Below are 16,242 nucleotides of genomic sequence, written 5' to 3'. Positions count from 1 at the left end.
AGCCAGACCTTGGCCGTATCGTGGTGATTGGTGGTGCGGGTAAATTGGGTATGCTGTTTGTACGCATGTTCCGTCTGTCTGGTTATCAGGTTGATATTCTCGAGCAAGGTGATTGGGATAATGCGGATGCGTTATTTGCCAATGCCGGGCTGGTGGTGGTATCAGTGCCAATTAACCTAACCGAAACCATTATTGCTAAATTAGGCTGTTTACCAAAAGATTGCGTATTGGCTGATATTACCAGTATTAAAAGTAAACCCTTACAAGCAATGCTTAATGCTCACCAAGGCCCTGTGGTCGGTTTACATCCGATGTTTGGCCCTGATGTTGGTAATCTGGCGAAACAAGTGATTGTGTGTTGTGATGGCCGTGGTAAAGAGCAATACCAGTGGCTGTTAGAGCAAATGCAGATCTGGGGCGCGCGTATTTATGATGTTGATGCCAAGCAACATGATGAAGCGATGACTTTGATCCAAGCCTTACGTCACTTTACTACGTTTGTATACGGTGCGCATTTAGCGGAAGAGAATCCAGATATACAGCAATTACTGGATCTGAGTTCACCTATTTATCGCTTAGAATTAGCCATGGTAGGGCGTCTGTTTGCCCAAGACCCAACGTTATATGCAGACATTATTTTAGCGTCAGATAATAACGTCGCGATGATCCGTCGTTATGCCGAACGCTTTATGCAAGCCGCTGAAATGTTAGAGCGTAATGATAAAGATGGCTTTATTCGCTCGTTTGAAATGGTCTCTGATTGGTTTGGTGATTATTCAACCCAGTTCTTGCGAGAAAGCCGTAACCTGTTGTTACAAGCAAATGATAACCGTCAGTTTGTTAATGTTGATAATTAGTTCGTGAGTTAATTAATAGCATCGCTAATAACAGACAAATAAAAAGAGCATCTTGATGATGCTCTTTTTTTATGCGTTTGTTTTAATCCGCTATTTATCTGTTAATTGTAACGGTTAAATAGCATCAATAACTTACAGTAAATCTTCAGGTACATCAGTTGCTGCTACATCTTCACTTGGATAACAACCCAATATCTTTATTTGATGGGTAATACGGGTGAGTTGTTTAATTACATTTTTCATTTTTTCTGATTGTAAATTAGCCGCGACATCAATATAGAACATTTCTTCCCAAGGGTTACCTTGAATTGGACGCGATTCTAATTTCGTCATCGTTACGCCTTCTTCGCGTAATACTAACAATGCTTCAACTAAGCAACCCGCTTGTTGGCCTGTTGACATTGTGAAGGTGGTTTTTGCTGGGATTTGTACTGCAACATCAACGGGTTTACGTGCTACCACAATAAAGCGGCTGTAGTTTTCGGTTTGATTTGCAAGACCGGTACGAATTGGTTTCAAACCATACAGTTCGCCACCGGTGATGCTACCAATTGCAGCAGCTTCTTCGCTGTTAAGCTCTTTTACTTTCACCATCGCAGCTGACGAACTGTCCACAAACTCAATTTTAATGTGTGGATGGGCACTTAAAAACAATGAACATTGGGCAAACGGTTGTGGATGCGCATAGATCGTTTTAATTTTTGATAAGTCTGTATCACAGGTAGTGATCAAACTGTGTTCAATTGGTTGTGTTAGTTCACCAACAATCGATAACGTGGTGTGTTGCAATAGATCGTAAACATCATTAATGCTACCTGAAGAGGTATTTTCAATGGGTAGCATGCCGTAGTCAGCTTGACCTTTTTCTACCGCCGTGATGATTTGTTGGAATGTCGGGAAGCCTAATTCGACTAAGCGGTCATCTTGACGTGCAAAGTACTTTTTACACGCGAGGTTTGAATAAGAGCCTTTGTCACCTAGAAAAGCAACGCGTGCGACTGGTACCGCGGCATTTGGATTTTTAATTTCTTGTAAAAAGGCTTGCTGTAATAATACTGAATCTTCAAGAACTGTATGGTAAATGTTCATGATGTAGTTGCTATCAAGGCCAAGTTCACGACCTTGGTTAATTAAACGCACTAGTAGTTGCTGTTCACGATCTTGATCGCGTACTGGTTTACTCGTCGATTGCTTGCTTTTTGCCACTTCGATGGCTAATTCTCTGCGTTCGGATAATAGTCTTAATAAATTATTATCCAGCGTGGTAATGCGAGTTCTAATATCGTTGAGGTCTGCCATGAAATAGGATCCTTGTGCGTATTCTATAAAGTTATGTGGATATATATGCCTAATAGTGCACATTTATTTTTAATTGATGGTTTAATTTATTTATCTAGCGAGGCAAAGTCAAGGTGTCTGGGGGCAAACTGCGGAAATAAAAAAGCGCAGTCCTATGCTGCGCTTATTGTTGTTCCCGTATTAACGTGGGAAACAGAAAATGTTAGTACTCTTTGTTAGTACTTTTTATTAGTATTCTGCGAGCTCTAACTCGTCGTCAGAAATCTTTTCGGCAGGGAGTTCTTCACCACTAATAACACCTGCGCGACACTGCTCTTTACCGCTTTTATGCGCGGAGTGTTTTTCGCTGTATTTATTTAATTGACGCTCTAGCTTTTGGCCTAAAATCGTAATTGCAGCGTAAAGATCTTCTCCTTCAGAAACTGCGAGTAGTTGGCCTTGTGGAAGATGAATGCTAGCCTCAAGTTTTTTAACGTTATTCTTGTCTTTACTGATCGTTACGTGCGGATTAATCATTGGAATATTGAAGCGTTCTAGCTTCGCATATTTCATCGCAAGTTTTTCGTGCATAGGAGCCGTAACTTTAATTTCTTTACTGGTTATTTCAAATGTCATAGACATCTCCTTGGGTAATTACATTATTTGGTTCAACTTCAGAATACGACTTTCAGCTTTTAAAAAAGTGATCCGTATCACGTTTGTTAATTTAGTTTTTTAAATGCATAAAAAGTGTGACGAGCTAATCATTTATAGGTGTTTTCGTTATATTTATTGTCTTCTACCGCCTGCTTAGGCATTATGCCTAGTCCATAGCTGATAAAATCAAATGATTATTGAACCGTATAATATGCCTGATAAATGTAATATAACTCCCTCACATGACGAATTTGTTGCTAGGCCTGCACAGCTAAACCATGTGTTATTACAATTAACCGTCATAGATTGGTGTGGCAGTGATGAATTTGTTGGTTTTGTCGATGATATAGTCAACGAAACTAAACAATCATTAAGCCTTGTTGATGTAAATATTCAGTTGTTTACCGACACGTTCGATAATCTTATCCCGTTATTGCCACAGTACCTTAGTCGTGTTAATCCCAATCACGTCTTTAATATGACCGAACTATCGCAGTTGCACGCACGCGGCGAGGTTGTTCAAATTATTGCCAAGGACGATTGTTTAAAAACGACCAATTTAACTATCCCATTATTTAATCATAATGACTGTATTGGTGTGATTAACTTTAATGGCGTCATCGAGAGTGATGTTCCGTCGAGCGTAACCTTGTCTTTTTGTCATGCTATCGGATCGCTAATACAACGTAATTTCCGCTTGATGGATAATGAATTATGCTATGGATTATCTATGCTCACCGCGAGTCAATCGCAAGAAGAGTTTCATCGTTTGGCATTTTTTGATTCGTTAACCGGTCTTGCTAATCGACGATTATTAAATCAAACCATAGAAACACAGTACCAGTTAGCCAAAACTAATCAGGTGGTAGGGGCGCTTTTATTTATTGATCTGGATTTTTTTAAAGCCATTAATGATTCATTGGGACATGCTGTGGGTGACGGCATATTGGTTGAGGTTGCAGAGCGATTAAAAGAAATACCCCGACCAGAAGATTTTATTGCTCGCCTCGGTGGTGACGAATTTGTCATTTTGTTACCTGATTTATCGGAAAACCCAATGCATGCCGAACAACACGCGAATTTACTGGCAGAGCAGTTAATTGAGCGTATTTCTCAGCCGTATTTATACAAAGGACAAGCCTTGTATATTGGTGCGAGTATTGGTGTCACCTTATTTCCAAGCAAAGATCAACATGCCGATGATTTATTAAAACAAGCTGATACGGCTATGTATCAAGCGAAATCGAATGGCCGTAAGAAAGTGTATTTCTTTGATGTAAAAATGCAGCGTAAAGCGGATAAACGGTTACATATTTATAATTGCCTGAAAAGTGCGATCGCTAAAAATGAACTGTTTTTACATTACCAACCTCAGCATATGGTGCAAAATGGCGATATTATTGGTGTTGAAGCCTTAGTACGTTGGCATTTAGGCGGGAAACAACAAATCTCGCCTGCCGAATTTATTCCGATTGCTGAAGAGACCGATCTGATTATTGATATCGGTATATGGGTTCTGCAGGCCGCGTGTCGTCAATTTGTTGAATGGCAATTACAAGGCGTTAATGTACCGCAATTATCGGTGAACGTGAGCACCCGACAATTTCATGATAATAACTTTGTTGATTCGGTATTGATGGTATTGGATGAGACCGGCATGGACCCGATGCAATTAAACTTAGAGATCACCGAGTCTGTGGTGATTGAGCATGCCGAAGACGCTATCCGTAAAATGACCGATCTGAAAAATATCGGTGTCAGTTTTGCTGTCGATGATTTCGGTGTGGGTTATTCGTCGTTAAGTTACTTAAAACGCTTGCCTGCCAATGAACTGAAAATTGATCGCTCATTTATTCAAGGCATACCTTATAACGTCTCTGATATGGCGATTGTGGAAGCGGTATTGGCGATGGCAAAACACATGGGTTTTAATGTTACCGCTGAAGGGGTTGAAAGCCGCCAGCAGTTGGAATTTTTACAACGCCAGCAATGCAGTTTTTACCAAGGTTTTTATGCCAGTAAGCCACTCACTGGCGAAAACCTCGCGCTTTATGTTAGACGCCTGCAAGGATAGCTTGGTGTCATTTACAACGTGTAGGTTATAACCCTAATGTAATAAATATGGATATAAGGTGAACATTTTTGTATCTTTCGCATCTATATCCTTGTTAATTACAGTTAAATGCTATTATTTTAGTAAGTAAATTGAATGACTACTTTTATCTGGCAAAGGGACCTAGCCATGAATAAACTGCTTCGTACTGCATTACTATCTCTCAGTTCACTGCTCTTCACGCTATCTGTCTTGGCAACGTCGAATGCGAGTGAACCGCTACGTCATGCTATTGCGATGCATGGAGAACCAGCCTACGGTAACAGCTTTACCCATTTCGATTATGTTAATTTAAACGCGCCTCGTACCGGGTCTTTACGCCGTTCAGCGATGGGCAGTTTTGATAATTTTAACGCTTATATCGTCAAAGGTGTCACTGCTGATGGTACTGGCTATTTGTTTGATACCTTAATGCAGCAAAGCGGGGATGAAGCATTCACCTTATATAGCTTAGTCGCTGAGTTCATTGAAGTGCCGGACGATCGCAGCTGGGTACGTTTTCACTTAAATCCCAATGCCCGCTTTTCTGATGGTAGTGAGCTAACGGCGAGTGATGTTGAGTTTACTTTTAATGTCTTGATCGAAAAAGGTGTACCGCAGTTACGCGCGCAGTATAAAGAGGTAACGAGGGTTGAAGTAGAAAGTAAATCAGTCATTAAATTTAGTTTTAAAGATAACAAAAATAAAGAGCTAGCCTTGATATTGGCACAACTTCCGGTGTTCTCGGAGAAAGACTGGCAAGGTAAAGACTTTGCGAAGGCAAACTTAAATATACCGCTGGGTTCTGGGCCATATACCATCAAATCCTTTGATGCCGGACGCAGTATTGATTATCAGCGCAATGATGACTATTGGGCAAAAGACTTACCGGTTAACCGTGGTCGTTATAATTTTAAACATATTATTTTTGATTATTACAAAGATGGCAGCATTGCTTTTGAAGCGTTCAAAGCTGGCGACGTGGATTTCAGAGCTGAAAATATTTCGAAACAATGGGCGACGGGTTATCAGGGCAAACAATTTACTTCCGGTAAGATCATCAAAGAAGAGATCCAACATCAGAATCCACAAGGTATGCAGGCATTTTGGTTTAATTTACGTAGAGACAAATTTAAAGATGCCAATGTACGTAAAGCACTCGGTTTAATGTTTGATTTCGAATGGACAAACAAGACACTGTTTTATGGGGCGTACAAGCGTTCTGACAGTTTTTTTAGTAATTCAGAGTTGGCAGCAACCGGTATCCCCCAAGGGGACGAGTTAGCCTTGCTTGCGCCTTTTCAAGCGCAGTTACCGCCCGAACTGTTCACCCAAGTTTATACATTAGATAAAACCAAAGGCGATGGCCGCGTGCGCAAACAGCAGCGCCAAGCAATTAAGTTATTCAAGCAAGCGGGTTGGACATTGAAGTCAGGTAAAATGCTTGATGCTAATGGCAAACAATTTAGTGTGGAGTTCTTGGTTTATAGTCCGTCGTTTGAACGGGTTATTCAGCCATTTCGTAAAAATTTACAACGTATCGGTGTCGCCTCTGAGATCCGCATTGTCGATGTATCGCAGTATATAAACAGGTTAAATAATTTTGATTTTGATATCTATACCTTGATACAAGCGCAAAGCCTCTCGCCAGGTAATGAACAGTTGAGTATGTGGGGCAGTGAGTTTGCCAATATGCCGGGGACGCGTAATCGTATAGGCTTACAAGATCCGGTTGTCGACGCGTTGGTGGCTAAGGTGATTAATGCCACTGATCGTAAAAACTTAGTTACCGCAACGAAAGCTTTAGACCGCGTTTTACTGTGGAAAAACTTGGTGATCCCACAATGGCATATTAGCAGTTATCGTGTCGCGTACTGGCAGCAAATACACCGTCCCGAAAAGCTACCTAAGTACGGTTTAGCTATCGATAGTTGGTGGTATAAAGACACCGCTAGCAATAAAGGAAACTAGCTAAATGTGGAGTTATATACTACGCCGTTGTTTGTTAATGATCCCCACTTTGTTAGGTATCATCACCCTTAATTTTATTATTATTCAAGCGGCCCCAGGCGGCCCTGTTGAACAGTCGTTGGCTAAATTACAAGGCATTGAGTCCTCTGCAACCAGTCGTGTTGATGGCAGTAGTCAGGGCGAAGTGAAAGTGAATCTAAGCAATGGTACTCAGTCACAATACCGAGGTGCACAAGGTATTGATCCTGAATATATTAAGGAATTAGAACGGTTATATGGTTTTGATAAACCTTTATACGAACGCTATTGGTTGTTGCTTAAAAGCTATTTGAAATTCGATTTCGGTGATAGTTTTTTTCGTGATAGTTCGGTGATTGATCTGATATTAGATAAGTTACCAGTCTCGATTTCATTAGGACTGTGGACGACGATCTTGGTGTATCTTATTTCGATACCGCTGGGGATAAAAAAAGCCGTTACTCACGGTTCTTCTTTCGATGTTTGGAGTTCAAGCGCGATCGTGATTGGTTTCGCTATTCCTAACTTCCTGTTTGCGTTATTACTGATCGTGCTTTTCGCTGGTGGCAGTTATTTTGATTGGTTTCCATTACGGGGTTTAACGTCTGCTAACTTCGATGAGTTATCCACGTTTGGGAAAGTCAAAGATTACTTCTGGCATCTGGCATTACCGGTGTTGGCTTCGGTGATCAGTAGCTTTGCCACGTTAACCTTGCTGACTAAAAATACCTTTTTAGATGAAATTAATAAACAATATGTGATCACCGCAAGAGCCAAAGGTCTTACCGAAAACCAGGTGTTATACGGTCATGTATTTCGCAATGCGATGTTATTAGTGATTGCCGGATTACCGGCCGCGTTGATCAGTATTTTCTTTACGGGTTCATTGATGATAGAAATTATCTTCTCGTTAGACGGGCTGGGTTTATTAGGCTTTGAGTCGGTAATAAATCGTGATTATCCGGTGGTGTTTGGCACCTTATATATCTTTACCTTGATGGGGCTGGTTATTAAGTTAATCAGTGATGTTACCTATATGATGATCGACCCACGCATTAATTTTGAGGCGCAATCATAATGGGCTGGATCGCAACGTGGCAGCGGATCAAACAAAATCCGATGAACCTCAATCGCTGGCAAACCTTTAAGCTTAATAAACGCGGTTATTGGTCGTTATGGTTATTTAGCGGATTATTTTTATTGAGTTTATTTGCAGAGTTCATTGCGAATGATAAGCCGTTAGTGGTGCGTTACAACGACAGTTATTACTTACCCGTGTTATATGATTATAACGAATTGGAGTTTGGTGGTGAGCTGGATATTCTTGCCGATTATCGTGATGAATATATTCAAGAGTTGATTTTAGCACAGGGCGATATGTGGTGGCCCTTGATCCCATTTAGTTATGATACCTTCAATTATGATTTAACGGTGCCTGCACCTTCTGCGCCAGATAGTAACAATTTATTAGGCACGGACGATCAGAGTCGTGATGTCCTCGCGCGGCTTATTTATGGTTTTCGTATCTCGGTATTATTTGCAATTACCTTGACCATATTTAGCTCGATAATTGGTGTTGCTGTGGGGGCAACACAAGGTTATTTCGGCGGTCGTATTGATCTGTATGGTCAGCGTTTTATCGAGATCTGGTCGGGTTTACCTATGCTGTTTTTATTGATTATTTTAGCCAGTTTAGTCCAACCTGATTTTTGGTGGTTACTGGGCATCATGCTGCTATTTAGCTGGATGGCGCTGGTAGACGTGGTACGCGCCGAGTTCTTGCGTGGCCGTCATCTCGAGTATGTCATTGCCGCGAAAGCCTTGGGGCAATCTCACCGCGCTATTATGTTTAAGCATATTTTGCCTAATGCGATGGTGGCGACGATGACGTTTATGCCGTTTATTTTTACTGGTGCACTCACCACATTAACCTCGTTGGATTTCCTCGGCTTTGGTTTAGAAGTGGGATCGCCGTCGTTAGGTGAATTAATCAAGCAGGGTAAAAATAACCTGCAAGCACCTTGGTTAGGCATTACCGCGTTTGTGTCGATGGCAACGATCTTGGTGTTATTAGTCTTTATTGGTGAAGCGGCACGTGATGCGTTTGATCCTCGTAAGGGAGCGTAATGAGTAAAACGAAACTGAAACTAAAAGTTATATCTGCCTCTGAGCCGAAACAACTGGTACTGGAGGTAAACGATTTATCGGTTAGTTTTGGTGAGCAGCGGGTTGTTGAGCATGTTTCTTTTACGATTGAAAAAGGTAAAACCTTTGCGCTTGTTGGTGAAAGTGGCTCTGGTAAATCAGTGACCGCGTTATCTATTTTACAGTTATTGCCTTTTCCTGCGGCACACTATCCGACAGGCAGTATTAAGCTAATGGGCAAAGAAGTGATAGGGAAAAACCACGCGGTGATGCAAGCGTTACGGGGTAACTGTGCCAGCATGATCTTTCAAGAACCGATGACGTCTTTGAATCCGCTACATACCATTGAAAAACAGATATCTGAAATACTGTTTTTACATCAGGGGTTAAATAAAAAAGAGGCACAGCGCCGTTGTCTCGAATTGTTAGAGTTAGTCGCAATTCCGGAACCGAAAAATCGCTTAGGTTCTTATCCACATGAATTATCGGGAGGTCAACGCCAGCGAGTGATGATCGCGATGGCGTTGGCCAATGAGCCAGATTTATTGATCGCTGATGAACCGACCACTGCACTGGATGTCACCGTGCAATTACAAATTTTGGAATTGTTAAAATCATTACAGGCTAAGCTGGGAATGGCAATATTGATGATCACTCATGATCTTAATATCGTCAAACATTTGGCCGATGATGTAGCCGTGATGAAAGCGGGTGAAATTGTGGAAATGGGCGCTGTTGAGCGGATTTTTTCAGATCCTCAGCATGCGTATACTAAAATCCTATTAGATGCGGAACCACAACGCGATATACCTACGTTGATACGCACACAGCCATTATTACAGGTAAACGATTTCAAGGTATGGTTTCCGTTAAAGAAAGGGCTCTGGCAGCGCACTTATGATCACGTCAAAGCCGTTGACGGTGTATCACTGCAATTATATCAAGGAGAAACCCTCGGTATTGTCGGGGAAAGTGGCTCTGGTAAAAGTACCTTGGTACGCGGCCTATTGAGACTGATTGAAAGTGAAGGTGATATTTATTTTAACGGTACTAATCTGCAAGGACTAAATTTGACCGCGATGCGCGCTTATCGTCAATCGATACAAATCGTGTTTCAAGATCCGTTTGGTAGCCTCAGTCCGCGCATGTCGGTACGACAAATTATCAGTGAAGGTTTAGAGGTGCAAGGTAAACACAGTGATGCTGAAATTGAAATCGCTATCCAACAAGTCTTGATTGATGTTGCTTTGCCTACAGAGTCTTTAGAGCGTTACCCACATCAGTTTTCTGGTGGACAGCGTCAGCGTATTGCTATCGCGCGAGCGTTAGTATTAAAACCTCAGATCCTTATTTTAGATGAGCCCACATCAGCACTCGATCGTACAGTGCAAAAACAGATCTTAGATTTGTTGTGTCAGTTGCAGCAACAGCACCAACTCAGCTATATTTTTATTACTCATGATTTAAGTGTGGTACGCGCGGTAAGTCACCGTATTTTAGTGCTTAAAGACGGTAAAATTGTTGAAGAGGGGGAAACTGAAGCGGTGTTTAACCAACCGCAGCAAGCTTATACCCAAGCATTACTGTCGGCCGCAATGTGTTTTAATTAAAGTACCACTCGAGTTAATACTTTAGTGATAGTTGTATAGTGTTAATACTTTAAGCATGCTAGATTGCCATAACAAAATTTATTCTATTTTATTCAAATAAAGGATCATGGATGTCATCATTTGGAAATCATTTTTACCAGTATCTCTTAGCCGAACAAAAAAGTGACGACGATAAAATTAAGGGTCGAGGCATCATTACCTTTGCACTCGTTGGTATTATTGTCGGTGGTTATAGTGCGTTGAAGTGGAATAATCTAGATGTGCCAGTATTAGTGAATAGCTCACTGGTTATGTTAATCGGTTTTATCTGTAGCTTAGGGTTGATTAAAGCGGCGGTTAATCCGATTATTGCCGGTAATGTGATGCAACTTGGCGGCATGATACATCTGACTAATTTAATGTTTCAGACTGGCGGTGCGAGTTCACATTCGATTATGTGGATTGCGGCGATGACGGTATTTGCTTACTTATTAATGAATGCGCGGTCTGGATTTTTTTGGTCTGTGGTGATGGTGTTGATTTATGTTGCTATGATCGTTATGGACTATAGCGGTTATGAATTACCGCAATTGGTATTATCGGCAAAAGATGCCCAAGTTGAACATTATTCAGCGCTGCTATTACCACCCCTTGCCATTTGGTTCTCAAATCATTACAACAACGCCTTACGTAACAAAGCGATTGCCAGTAATCAGGCGGCGCTATTAGCTGCAGAGTCTTCGTCACAAGCGGCAGAACAAAGCCGTGAAGAGCTACAACAACTGTTTAATCAAGTTGGTGCTACGGTCACGCAGTTGATGCAAACCTCCAAAGAGCTGACTAGCCATTTAACGGTTATGTCGCAATATGCTAAAGACATCGATGACGGTGTCGGAGAGCAGGTTTCTGCTACCAGTCATATCAATGAATTACTGCAAGATACTGCTGTGTTAGTTGGCCAATCCAGCGATATTATTCAAGCGGTAAGTAATGACTCTCAACGCGCTGAAGAGCAGGCCGATAACAGTTCTATCGCAATGACGGCGACTATTACCTCAATGTCGGATATTAAAGCCAGTAATGATGCGATTGAAAAAGCCATTATGGTGATCACGGATATTGCGAATCAAACTAATCTATTGGCGCTTAACGCGGCGATTGAAGCGGCAAGAGCTGGCGAACTGGGTCGTGGTTTTGCGGTAGTGGCAGACGAAGTGCGTAACCTTTCGAAGCGCAGTTCAGAATCAGCCAATGAAATTAAGTTACTCATCGAAAAAAGTTCATCAGATGTGAGCAATGGTTATGACGCTGTTGAGACCAATGCCGAAACATTTGCCGAAATTATTGATGCAGTAACCAATATGAGCAGCCAAATAAGTTGTGTCACCAGTAATGTTGTTAACACAGATAAAAATATTAGCGGTGTACTGTCTGCAAGTGAACAGGTGACATCTGTAACGAAGAGTAATGCATTGAATGCGCAGGCGATGACTAAAAGTATTGGTGAGCTATTACAAGTCAGTGATGAACTTAATGATATGTCGACACGGCTGGTGACGATGGTCAATCGTCATTGATACCAATCACAATAAATAGATGATCACTCTTTCTGGTTAAAACTGCCACTAACTGCGTTGTTAATTTTGTAATTAGAATAACTAGTTACGGCAATTAACGTCTTGTTATTGTCAATTTTTCCGGCGAAATAATTGATCACTTATTTAATGCAATTGGTATAACACGATAGTTATCGCACTGTTTTACAGACAAAAAAAAGCTCACTAATAATAGTGAGCTTTTTTTTAATTCTGAATGCAATGTTGTTCGAAAGCGCTAACCCGAAGTTAGGATTAGATAACCAAGCACGCCGGCATTAAAAACTCAAATACGATGTCATTACATCTGTTTGACTAATAAAGTGGTCGGCTGTTTCGGTTTCTGACTTAAATATAGCGCATTACTTTTAATATGCAACTGTTGATATCGTATTTTTACTGGTTTATTTTTGATGATTGTTAACTTAGTGACGTTGATCGTTACGGTACATGTAAATTACTGTTAAATTAAGCCTTACCTCACACTAGTCTCGGGCGGAGCCTTTGCACTAATTTGATTACATCGAAATAATTGCTAGATAAGGATATCAAATGCAGTTAGTTAAAATAATCGTCATGATTGCGATATTATTTCCGCCATTAGCGAACGCCAATAATTGCACTAGCGTGGTAAAACTAGAGTCAGCTTATTTGCAAAATAAAATGATTTACCTTGATGAAATATTATCACAGCCCGTCGTTAACAATCAGTTATGCCTTAATGGCAGTGACATTACCAATAACACAGAACCCTATTATTTGGAGTTATTCTCAGATAATGGCCTCAGTTTTGATTCCCTACTTATCTTTCCTGAATATATGCAGCACGATGTTATTACAATTACCACGGCAGATTTATTGACTAATTTTTGTCGCCAATGTAATGATCTCGGGCGTTATCGCCAGTTTGTGAATTCAACGATGGTGAAGCGCATTGCGACTGAGATGGATGCAATTATCGTTCAGGATCCCCAATCAATTATGCTGGATGTTATTAAGCAGCAATTTCAACCAGCATTGTTAAATCTATATCAGTTAGATATTGAACAGCAGCAGGATCTTGGACCGAATGTGGATAAGGGTTCTGTAGTCAGTAGTGATGCGCATAAAATCGTGGCGGATGAACCACATTGGCTTAGTAAACTGGACAAATTAGGTGGTCAAGTTCCGTTACCGCATCATTTTCTCCCTATCTATAGCGGTGCAGAATTGCAAAATTTTATCCCTGAAGGGCTACATCTTAATCGTATCGCCAGTTTACCGTTAGCAAGTTATAGTGTTGACGCAAGTGCCGCCTCGGTACTTGATTTTTACCAATCTTTATACCCTAATTATGAACGTATCAAGTTTGGTCATTTTGTGGTGTTGGTAGAAGATAAACAGCCATTTGACGGTTATAGCCCAGAGTATATGGCAATACCACACCTGGTTATTTCAGCGGATCCGCTCGGCAAAGGAAAAACAATATTACAGATCATTTATCGCCCCGATGCTAATGAGATTAACGGGACGCGCGCAATGATTTTTAGACCCATTTCGTGAGCAATCTTACTTTCATCCCATAGTGTATCTTGTGTTTTTGACAGTGCAACACTGATGGCTGTCCCTTGGATTATGCCTAATAACAGCCCCAGTAAAATATAGCTGATAATAGGTAAATTAATAGTTTGTTCGGGAATGAAAGGTCGCGTAATGATCTTAATGTTAGTCGCTGATTCAAACTCGCCAAGCGCATTACTAATTGACACCATTTCATGGCGTGTTAATAAATCTAAATACACGGTGTTTTTTGCATCGTGCTCACGCTTTAATCGTTGTAACTCTAGCTCAATTTTTACATATTTAGCTTGGTTTTGTTGGAAGTATTGCTGCTGTTTTTCCAGTGTTTTTAATTCTAATGTTATTTTTTTAATACTGTTTCTATAGCGTTCATAACCATCGAGCTGAGCGAGTAATAATGGCGTTACCTGCGTTGTTAAGGCTTGTTGTGTCAGCCGTGTTATACGGTTTAGCAGTAAATCTAGCCCCTGTTGACTCTGTATGCTGGACTGGAGTCTTTGTCTTTGTTCTTGTAAGCGAGCTATTTTTAGATTTGTTGATTTAACTTGTGAGTGTTGTTCGGTGTAGTGCATTAATTGCTGGACTTTTAATGTTTCGAGTTGGGTGATTTTGTTATCAATTAACTGTGCAGCAGGATTGGTTAGAATTAATCTTTTTGTTAATAGCGTTAATTTAGATTGAAATAATGCTAATTCCTGTGCTTTATTTTCTAGACTGCGATTGATATCAACAAGCGCTGACTCCCTGGCTTCATATAACTCAGGAATTATACTGGCATTTTTTAGTTGATAATCAAAAAGGTTCTGCTCTGCTTGGCGTAATACTTTATATTGTTGATTGAGCTGCTTGGCAAGAAAGGCTTGACTAGTTAATGCCTGTTCTTGGTTGGGTTTAGTTAAGCGTAAAATGAATCGCTCACTGACCACATCTAAGATCACGCTTAATTGTCGCGGGTCTGGCCATATCATTTCAATTTTGATTAGTTCAGCCCCCGTTAATGACAACTTTAAAGATTGTCTTATTTTATTAACAACTTGTTGTTGTTGCCAAGCTGAATCATTGGGCATAATTAAACCGACTTGTTGAGCCACCTCGAGCAATACTTGTTTGCGCTTAACAAGAATGTCGATCGCTTTAAAGCGAGATTGGATATTGAATGGCTGTGATAGTTCTGACAAAAATGGATTTAACAGTGCGCTTTCTTGCAATAATATACTGGTATGTGAATGGTAACTTTCAGGAATACTGCGGCCAACAAAATAACCAATGACTGGCATCGTAATAATTGGGATCAGTAAATAAAAGCGTTTCCGCCAAAAAATAGCATAAAGCTGATAAAGCTTAACCCATAAGGCCATAAGTCATTGCCATAAATGTCACTCGTCATAAGGAACCTTTATTAAAGGTAGCTAGCGGTCTGAACTATGGCAATATTTATACCAATCACAATAAATAGATGATCATTCTTTCTGGTTAAAACTGACACTAACTACGTTGTACTTGTTGTTTAATAAAAGTTGTAATTAGAATAGCTAGTTACGGCAATTAACGCCTTGTTATTGTCAATTTTTCCTGCGAAATAATTGCTCACTTATTTAATGCAATTGGTATTATTCTGAGAGCAACATTTACTGGTTGGTTTTAGGTTCTGTTGAGCTTGTAAGGCAATCTCGCAGAGGGTTGTTATACCTTGTATTACGCGAGGTGAAAAACGGTGTGATACATCGGGATTAATTCTAAATATATTGCTATTTCTCACTGCAGGAATGCTCTGCCAGGTTTGCCATTGTGCTAACTCGGCGTCATTCACTGTGCCTGCCACTATCACTGCGGGTTGCTTCACTAGCACTTGTTCTACATTGATAACGGGGTAGGGCACAGGGCTGTCATTAAATACATTATTAAAGCCACATAACTCAAATTGTTCTTGTAACCAAGGATCGTTAGCCACTGTCATTAACGGGGTTGGCCAGACTTGATAGAAGAGGTCTTGCTTCGGATTGTGCGCATACTTAGCACGCAATGCAGCTAAGGCTTGACGGTATTTGTCACTCACCGGGTCGGCAATAGATTGGGTCCCTAACATTTTTCCAAGTCGCTGTATTTGGGTGGCAATATCATCTAATCCACCGGTCTTTGAAGCATAAACCGGAATGCCAAATTTTTTAAGTTGATTGATATCTGCCGCGGAGTTACCTTGCTGCCAGTAAATGACCAGATCGGGTTCAAGTGCGAGGATCGTTTCGATGTTTATTTGTTGTGAGCTAGCGACAACCGGTAATGCTTTGGCCTCTTCTGGGTAATCAGAGTAAGCACTTACCCCGATCAGTCTATCACCCGCGCCAGCGGCGAAAACCAGTTCTGTGGTATGCGGCGATAGCGATACGATACGCTGTGGGTATTGTGCTTGTGCTGGCAATGATAGTGCGATTAATGGGGCGATGAGTAGAGAAACTAGTAGCGCGTAAAAAGACATAAAA

12 protein-coding genes are annotated in these 16,242 nt (G+C 40.8%); 8 read left to right on the top strand and 4 right to left on the bottom strand.

Features of this window, described 5'->3' with window-relative positions:
* Positions 1–857, top strand: an 857-nt coding sequence (gene tyrA, locus PE36_RS14505) for a bifunctional chorismate mutase/prephenate dehydrogenase (RefSeq protein ID WP_006032789.1), incomplete at its 5' end; no start/stop codon positions are given.
* A 132-nt stretch (positions 858–989) separates the two neighbouring features.
* Here the strand turns inward: tyrA and PE36_RS14500 are convergent.
* Together PE36_RS14500 and hpf are read right to left on the bottom strand one after the other, a co-directional pair.
* Positions 990–2,156 carry a chorismate mutase gene (locus PE36_RS14500; RefSeq protein ID WP_006032788.1) on the bottom strand — a complete coding sequence of 389 codons (1,167 nt, stop codon included), beginning with the start codon at positions 2,154–2,156 and terminating at the stop codon, positions 990–992.
* Between the two features lie 228 nt (positions 2,157–2,384).
* Positions 2,385–2,771 (bottom strand): ribosome hibernation-promoting factor, HPF/YfiA family, encoded by a 387-nt coding sequence (gene hpf / locus PE36_RS14495; RefSeq protein WP_006032787.1) that lies wholly within the window; start codon positions 2,769–2,771, stop codon positions 2,385–2,387.
* Positions 2,772–3,003: 232 nt separating this feature from the next.
* Between hpf and PE36_RS14490 the strand changes: the two genes are divergently transcribed.
* From PE36_RS14490 to PE36_RS14460, 7 genes are all read left to right on the top strand, one after another.
* Entirely contained in the window at positions 3,004–4,866 is a 1,863-nt protein-coding gene (locus tag PE36_RS14490) for a bifunctional diguanylate cyclase/phosphodiesterase (protein ID WP_043994563.1), read from the top strand.
* A 168-nt stretch (positions 4,867–5,034) separates the two neighbouring features.
* Positions 5,035–6,855, top strand: coding sequence for an extracellular solute-binding protein (locus tag PE36_RS14485; RefSeq protein WP_006032785.1), 1,821 nt, complete (start codon positions 5,035–5,037; stop codon positions 6,853–6,855).
* Positions 6,856–6,859: 4 nt separating this feature from the next.
* The gene (locus tag PE36_RS14480; RefSeq protein WP_006032784.1) at positions 6,860–7,951 is read left to right on the top strand and encodes a microcin C ABC transporter permease YejB; all 1,092 of its coding nucleotides are present in this window, start codon (positions 6,860–6,862) and stop codon (positions 7,949–7,951) included.
* 26 nt (positions 7,952–7,977) lie between these two features.
* Positions 7,978–9,000, top strand: a complete 1,023-nt coding sequence (locus PE36_RS14475; protein WP_043994561.1) for an ABC transporter permease — start codon at positions 7,978–7,980, stop codon at positions 8,998–9,000.
* A complete protein-coding gene (locus tag PE36_RS14470; protein ID WP_006032782.1) occupies positions 9,000–10,628 on the top strand; it encodes an ABC transporter ATP-binding protein in 1,629 nt (542 codons plus the stop codon). Before PE36_RS14475 ends, PE36_RS14470 begins: the two co-directional genes overlap by 1 nt.
* A gap of 110 nt (positions 10,629–10,738) precedes the next feature.
* Complete coding sequence (locus tag PE36_RS14465) at positions 10,739–12,184, top strand: methyl-accepting chemotaxis protein (protein WP_006032781.1); 1,446 nt, start codon at positions 10,739–10,741, stop codon at positions 12,182–12,184.
* Positions 12,185–12,754: 570 nt separating this feature from the next.
* Entirely contained in the window at positions 12,755–13,744 is a 990-nt protein-coding gene (locus PE36_RS14460; RefSeq protein WP_006032780.1) for a hypothetical protein, read from the top strand.
* On the opposite strand, the gene PE36_RS14455 is transcribed toward PE36_RS14460, so the two are convergent.
* Positions 13,681–15,120: a hypothetical protein gene (locus tag PE36_RS14455; protein WP_006032779.1), complete on the bottom strand. Its 1,440-nt coding sequence runs from the start codon at positions 15,118–15,120 to the stop codon at positions 13,681–13,683. The genes PE36_RS14460 and PE36_RS14455 overlap by 64 nt on opposite strands.
* Positions 15,121–15,353: 233 nt before the next feature.
* Positions 15,354–16,238, bottom strand: coding sequence for a cobalamin-binding protein (locus PE36_RS14450; protein WP_006032778.1), 885 nt, complete (start codon positions 16,236–16,238; stop codon positions 15,354–15,356).
* Positions 16,239–16,242: the final 4 nt, after the last annotated feature.

It is taken from the genome of Moritella sp. PE36 (assembly GCF_000170855.1).
In the GTDB taxonomy this organism is placed as follows: Bacteria; Pseudomonadota; Gammaproteobacteria; order Enterobacterales; family Moritellaceae; genus Moritella.
This window is presented reverse-complemented; position numbering and strand designations above follow the sequence as displayed.